Source organism: Roseospira marina, assembly GCF_014197855.1.
Classification (GTDB): Bacteria; Pseudomonadota; Alphaproteobacteria; order Rhodospirillales; family Rhodospirillaceae; genus Rhodospira; species Rhodospira marina.
Genome location: NZ_JACIGJ010000024.1, coordinates 40,009 through 46,354 on the forward strand (window position 1 = coordinate 40,009; position 6,346 = coordinate 46,354).

6 protein-coding genes are annotated in these 6,346 nt (G+C 69.1%); 3 read left to right on the forward strand and 3 right to left on the reverse strand.

Annotation, left to right across the window (positions count from 1 at the left end; all coding sequences use genetic code 11):
* Positions 1-23: 23 nt before the first annotated feature.
* The 3 genes from murA to GGD82_RS19050 form a co-directional block, all read right to left on the reverse strand.
* Entirely contained in the window at positions 24-1,334 is a 1,311-nt protein-coding gene (gene murA / locus GGD82_RS19040; protein ID WP_150063900.1) for a UDP-N-acetylglucosamine 1-carboxyvinyltransferase, read from the reverse strand.
* Positions 1,335-1,410: 76 nt separating this feature from the next.
* Positions 1,411-1,968, reverse strand: coding sequence for a dCTP deaminase (gene dcd, locus GGD82_RS19045; RefSeq protein WP_150063901.1), 558 nt, complete (start codon positions 1,966-1,968; stop codon positions 1,411-1,413).
* The gene (locus tag GGD82_RS19050) at positions 1,959-2,216 is read right to left on the reverse strand and encodes a hypothetical protein (RefSeq protein ID WP_150063902.1); all 258 of its coding nucleotides are present in this window, start codon (positions 2,214-2,216) and stop codon (positions 1,959-1,961) included. The genes dcd and GGD82_RS19050 overlap by 10 nt, the downstream gene beginning before the upstream one ends.
* Before the next feature lie 138 nt (positions 2,217-2,354).
* Here GGD82_RS19050 and GGD82_RS19055 point away from each other — a divergent pair, with 138 nt between their 5' ends.
* The 3 genes from GGD82_RS19055 to GGD82_RS19065 all read left to right on the forward strand — a co-directional run bounded on the left by GGD82_RS19055 (position 2,355) and on the right by GGD82_RS19065 (position 6,211).
* Positions 2,355-3,971: a response regulator gene (locus GGD82_RS19055; protein WP_150063903.1), complete on the forward strand. Its 1,617-nt coding sequence runs from the start codon at positions 2,355-2,357 to the stop codon at positions 3,969-3,971.
* 99 nt (positions 3,972-4,070) lie between these two features.
* Positions 4,071-4,802 carry a Sir2 family NAD+-dependent deacetylase gene (gene cobB, locus GGD82_RS19060; RefSeq protein ID WP_150063904.1) on the forward strand — a complete coding sequence of 244 codons (732 nt, stop codon included), beginning with the start codon at positions 4,071-4,073 and terminating at the stop codon, positions 4,800-4,802.
* A 149-nt stretch (positions 4,803-4,951) separates the two neighbouring features.
* Positions 4,952-6,211, forward strand: a complete 1,260-nt coding sequence (locus GGD82_RS19065) for an O-antigen ligase family protein (protein WP_150063905.1) — start codon at positions 4,952-4,954, stop codon at positions 6,209-6,211.
* Positions 6,212-6,346 lie beyond the last annotated feature (135 nt).

Here is a 6,346-nt window from a genome sequence, read left to right on the forward strand (position 1 = left end):
AAAACGGGGACCGGGAAACGGGCTCAGGCGCGCAGGCGCTCGATGGCGGCGCCGCAGGCGGCCAGCTTGGCCTCGACCGTCTCATAGCCCCGGTCGAGGTGATAGACGCGGTTGACCACGGTCTCGCCTTCGGCCGCCAGCGCGGCCAGCACCAGACAGACGGACGCCCGCAGGTCCGTGGCCATCACCTCGGCACCGGACAGGTGGGCCCGCCCGCGCACGATGGCCGAGCCGCCGTGAATGTTTATGTCCGCCCCCATGCGCGCCAGCTCCGGCACATGCATGAAGCGATTCTCGAAGATGTTCTCCGTGATCATGGAGGCCCCCTCGGCGGTCGCCATCAGGGCCATCCACTGCGCCTGCATGTCGGTCGGGAAGCCCGGGAACGGCTTGGTCATCACGTCCACGCCGCGCAGCGTGCGGTCGCGGGCGTCCACCGTGAAGCCGTCGGCCTCCGGCGTCACGGTCACGCCGGTTTCCTCCAGGGTCTCGATCACGGCCTGCAACAGGTCCGCCCGCGTGCCCTGCAACCGGATGCGGCCGCGCGTGATGGCCGCCGCCAGCGCGTAGGTGCCGCTTTCGATCCGATCCGGCAGGATGGCGTGCTCCGCGCCGTGCAGGGCCGTCACGCCCTGAATACGCAGGGTGTTGGTGCCGATGCCTTCGATGTGGGCGCCCATGGCGGTCAGGCAGGTGGCCAGATCGGTGATTTCGGGCTCGCGCGCCGCGTTCTCGATCACCGTCTCGCCCTGCGCCAAGACCGCCGCCATCAGGGCGTTCTCGGTGCCGCCGACGGTGACCGTGGGGAATACGATCTCCGCCCCGCGCAAGCCCCCGGCCGGCGCCCGCGCGTCGATGTAGCCGCCCTCCAGCGTGATCTCCGCGCCCAGGGCCTCCAGCGCCTTCAGGTGCAGGTCCACCGGCCGCGTGCCGATGGCGCACCCGCCCGGCAGCGACACGCGCGCGTGCCCGTGGCGTGCCAGCAGCGGCCCCAGCACCAGCACCGATGCCCGCATCTTGCGCACGATGTCGTAAGGCGCGGTCGCGCTGGCGATGGTCGCTGCCCGCAGGGTCAGGCGCCGCGTCGCCCCCCCATCTGCCGTGCCGCTCGCCGTGTTGGGGTGGGGCGCGAACGCATCCTCCACCAGGGCGCCGTGCTGGGCCAGCAGGGTGATCATGGACTCGATGTCCATCAGGCGCGGCACGTTGGTCAGCACCAGCGGCCCGTCGGTCAGCAGGCAGGCCGGCATCACCGCCAGGGCGGCGTTCTTGGCGCCGCTGATCGTGATCGTGCCGTCGAGCCGGCGGCCGCCCTCGATGCGAATGCGGTCCATGCCAGAGGCCTTTCCTGAGGCCCCGCGCGCAATCCAGTCCGGGATGGGATGAGACAGGGCGTCGGAGAGAATCGCGTCAGAGACGGGGGAGTGTGACACCTTGTTGTCCTTGGTACTTGCCCTTGCGGTCCCGGTAGGACACCGCACAGGATTCGGCGCCTTGGAGGAAGATGAACTGGCACGCGCCCTCGTTCGCGTACACCCGCGCCGGTAGCGGCGTGGTGTTCGAGAACTCCAGGGTCACATGCCCCTCCCACTCGGGTTCCAGGGGGGTCACGTTAACGATGATGCCACAGCGGGCGTAGGTGCTTTTGCCCAGGCAGATCACCAGCACATCGCGCGGAATGCGGAAGTACTCGACCGTCCGCGCCAGGGCGAAACTGTTCGGCGGGATGATGACGTGATCCTGGACGTCGCGGTTCACGAAGCTCTTGTCCGAAAACTGCTTGGGATCGACCACCGCCGAATCGACGTTGGTGAACACCTTGAACTCGCCGGAGACGCGCGCGTCATAGCCGTAGGACGACAGGCCGTACGAAATAACACCCGTCCGTTCCAGACGATCCACGAACGGTTCGATCATGCCGTCCCGAAGCGCGCGCTCCCGGATCCAGGTATCCGGCATCACGGACATGGACGGTCCCCAGCGGCGGTGTGAGGGGTGGTCTCGCTGGAGCCCGTGTCGGCGCCGTCCGCGTCGGGTGCTGGCACGGTTTCAGTGCGTTGGCGCACCTGGGCCTTGCGGCGTGCCAGATTGGCGCGCAACGCGGCGGCGCTGCGGTCGCGCCGGTCCGGGCCGGTCGAACGATCAGAATAAGCCGGGGATCCCTCGCCGGCGCGCGGCGATCCGGATCCCGCCGGGGTGGCGGGTGTGCGTGTCATCGCGGCACCATGGCCTGAGCGCGCGACAGCGTCAACGACCGATGATACCCCCGCGCCCGGAAGGCTGGACGCGCCCGCCGCTTCGCGGCATGGTCGGTCGCTCCGAACCCCACGCGGATCTCCTTGGAGGTTGAATCGTTGGCGACCCGTCCGACCCGTCCCCCCGGCGCGCCCGCCGCACACGCGCCGGACGGCGCGGTGTACCGCGCGGCCCTGGAGGCGACCCCGCAGGCGTTGATCCTCGCGGACGCCGACGGCGTGGCCCTGCACATGAACCGGCGCGCCCGCCGGTTGCTCGGAGTCACCGACGCGGCGCGGCCCGGCGACTGGCCCGGGCGGCTGCCGGGCGCCACCGCGCGCAACGCCGGGGGGTGGGACACCCTGCCGATGGGCGACGGCGGCGATCCCCGCCCGTTCTGGATCTGGAGCCGCCCCCTTCCGCCCGACATCGGGCCGCAGGACGCCGGTCCCTCGGCGTTGCTGCACGCCCTGTGGCCCTGTCGCGTCAACGAGGACGAGGCCCACGCCGCCGGCGCCGATGAAGGCGGGTTCGACGAGATGATGGCGGTGCTAGTCCGGCATGCTCTGCTGGGGGAGATGGGCGGCGCGCTGGCCCACCAGATGACGCAGCCCCTGAACGTCATCCGCCTGACCGCCGAGCGTGCGGCGATGGAAGCGGAGCGGGGCGGGCCGGACGGCCCCGGAGATCAGGCCCTCGCCGATCGCTTCGCCCGGCTGGCGGATCAGGCCGAGGCGGTGTTCGAGACCGTCGCCTTGGTGCAGGGCGCGCCGGCCGTGGCCGGCACCGAGGACCTCCAACCGCTCGACCTGGGCGTGATGATGAACCGGGCGGCGCATCTGGCGCGCGGCCCGCTGCGGGCGGCCGGCCTGCGGCCCGAGGTGGTCACACCGCCCGACATGCCGATGGCGCTGGCCGAGCCGATCCTGCTGCTGCAGGTGGGGTTCGCGGCGCTGACCGTGCTGGCGGACGCCATCGGCACCACGGCGGCGGAGGGCGCGACCGAGGCCCGCAACGCCGGGCGCCCCCGTCCCTACGCCGCGGGCGCGGTGACCTCGTTGATGGTGCGGTTGGCGCCGGACGCCGCCGAGACCCGCCTGACCGTCGACATGGCGCACGACACGGTGTTCCGCGAGGCCATCCCGCTCACGGCGCTGGCGCCCGACCTGTCCATGCCGCGCCGGGTGATGCTGGCGGCGATGGCGCTGGCCGGGCTGGGCGGTCATCTGATGATGCTGGTGGACGACAGCGGGGCGCTGCGGGGTGTGCGGCTGGACCTGGCGCGCGCCATCGATCCGGTGCCGGACGCGACCGCCGGACCGCCGCGCGGCGACGCGGCGCCGGGCAACGGCGGGACCCGTGCCGTCCGCGTGCTGGTCGCCGAGGACGAAATCGAAGCGGCCACGGAGATCGCCGAGTTCCTGCGCGATCAGAACTATCACGTCACCGTGGTCGGGGATGTGCCGACGGGGATCACGGCCCTGGATCGGAGCCCGTTCGACGTGCTGATCACGGACCTGTCGATGCCCGGGGGCGGGGCGCGCAGCCTGATGCGCGCGGCCGAAGCCGCCCATCCGGACCTCGCCATCATCGTCGCGTCCGGCCTGGATATCCAGGGCGACACCAGCCACGCCGAGGTCGCGGCGATGGCCGACGCCATCCTGCGCAAACCGTTCGGTCTGGCCGACCTGCGCGCTGCCGTCGAAACGGTTCTGGGGGGGACGGGCGGGACCTGAGCGGGCCGAAGACCCTCCCGAACGCCCGGCTCTGTCCCATCGTCCTGCCCACCATCCGTCCTGCGCATCATTCATCCTGCCCACTAGGGAGCCCGAACCATGTCCCCTCCGCGCACCGGCCCGATCGTCATCCTCACCGGGGCCGGCATTTCAAAGGAATCCGGCCTCGACACGTTCCGCGACGCCGATGGCATCTGGGCGCGCGTGAACCTGGAAGACGTGGCGACCCCGGAGGGCTTCGCGCGCGATCCGGAGTTGGTGCAGGCGTTCTACAACGACCGCCGGCGCGGCCTGCAAAGCGACAACGTCCGACCCAACGCCGCCCACGACGCCTTGGCGCGGCTGGAGGCGGAGTGGGCGGACGAGGTCTTTCTGGTCACCCAGAACATCGACGACCTGCACGAGCGCGCGGGCTCCCGCAACCTGCTGCACATGCATGGCGAACTGCTGAAGGTCCGGTGCGGCGCCTGCGCGGCCGTGCACCCCTGGCACGACAACCTGGGCGCGGAGCACGACTGCGCGGCCTGCGGTGAGACCGGGCACCTGCGGCCGGACATCGTCTGGTTCGGGGAGATGCCGTTCGGCATGGAGCGGATCGCCGATGCCCTCGACCGCTGCGCGCTGTTCCTGTCCATCGGCACCAGCGGCACGGTGTATCCGGCGGCCGGCTTCGTGGCCGAGGTCGAGCGGCTGGGGCAGGCGCACACGGTCGAGTTGAACATGGAGGCCAGCCTGGGCGCGACGCTGTTCCGTGAGTCCGTGCTCGGCCCCGCGACCCGGGTGGTGCCGGCCTATGTGGAGCGCCTGCTGACCGATGGGATCCCGAGGTAGGGCACATCGTCGTCACGACCGGCTCCAGATCGCTCGGAATTTACGCGAACACAACCATGCAAACGTGGACGATGCAGGACTCAGAAGCGTTGACCGACACGACCCAGCCCCTGGATCAGCCCCCCCCTCCCCAGCGACGGGAACGAGGCTTGGGTCTGTTTGCGACCCTGTTTCTGGTCGCCCTGTTTGTTCCCCTGCAGTTCTACATCGGCCCGTTGTACATGGAGCCGTATCGCCTGGTCCTGATCGTCGCCTTATTTCCCTCTCTTGCGACGTTTATTTCGAACCGGCGCATTCGGTTTTGTACCGCCGATGGCTTGATCATCGCCCACGTCCTGTGGGCCTCGCTTGCCATATTCCTTGTCCACGGCACGTCGTACATCGAGAAAATCGGCATCTACGCCCTCGAAATCCTGTCGGCCTACTTTCTGGCCCGAACACAAATCCGCACCCCGCGGGCCTTTCGCCAGGCGTTCACGATCCTTCTGACCGGCGTTGCGATCATGCTGCCGATCGCCCTGTTTGAATCGCTGACGAATGTCGGTTTTTTCGAAAGCATTCTCGGGCGATACACGGTGGGGCGCGTCGATTACCCGCCCCGCCTCGGCCTGTTTCGGGCGCAAGCCGCATTCGACCACCCGATTTTGTACGGAGTCACCTGCGCGAGTCTGCTTGCGCCGATGCTGTATTTTTGGCGGCACCGCCGAAATGTCGTGACGTTTTTCGCCCGGGTCGCCATTCCCATGGCGGCAACGGCCCTGTCCATGTCGTCCGGTGCGTTGGCGTTTTTGGGGATTCAGTTCGCCGGGTTCGCGTGGGACACGGTCGCCCGGGTGCGCCACAAGTGGTGGCTGCTCCTGGGGTTGGTGTCGTCGGCGTATGTCGCCCTCGATCTTCTGTCCAGCCGCACGCCGTATCAGGTGGCGATCAGCCTGTTCTCTCTGAACACGGGCACGGCCTTCAATCGCTTGCGCATCTGGACCTATGCGTCGGACGATCTGTTCCGAAACCCGATGTTCGGCATCGGATTCAACGAGTGGACGCGGCCGTCGTGGATGCTGCCCAGCGTCGATAATTTCTGGCTGGTGACGGCGTTGCGCTATGGCATACCCGGGTTTGCCCTGTTGCTCCTGTGTCTGCTGTTCGGCATTGCCTACATGGCCCGCGCGCGTCTCAGAGACCGGCGTCTGCGCCAACTCCGCACCGGGCACATCATCATGATCTCGGGCATGTCCCTTGCGATCCTGACCGTGCACATCTGGAACCAACCGCTGGCGTTGTATGTGTTCTACGTCGCGGCCGGGCTGTGGTTGGGGACCGCTGGGGAGGCGCCGCGCCGGCGGCGGCGACCGCTGGCGGACGACGGGAGCGAGGCGGCGCCGCGCGACGTCCCCGACCCAGCCCCTTAGCAGTGCACCCCACCCACGACACCGGGGGGAGGGCCTTGGTGGGTCCAATCCGGATACATAGGTAACAGAACAGACCGGAGACATGGGTAACAGGTCGTCAAGATGGTCGCGGAGGTGCGGCCATGGTTTGGAAAG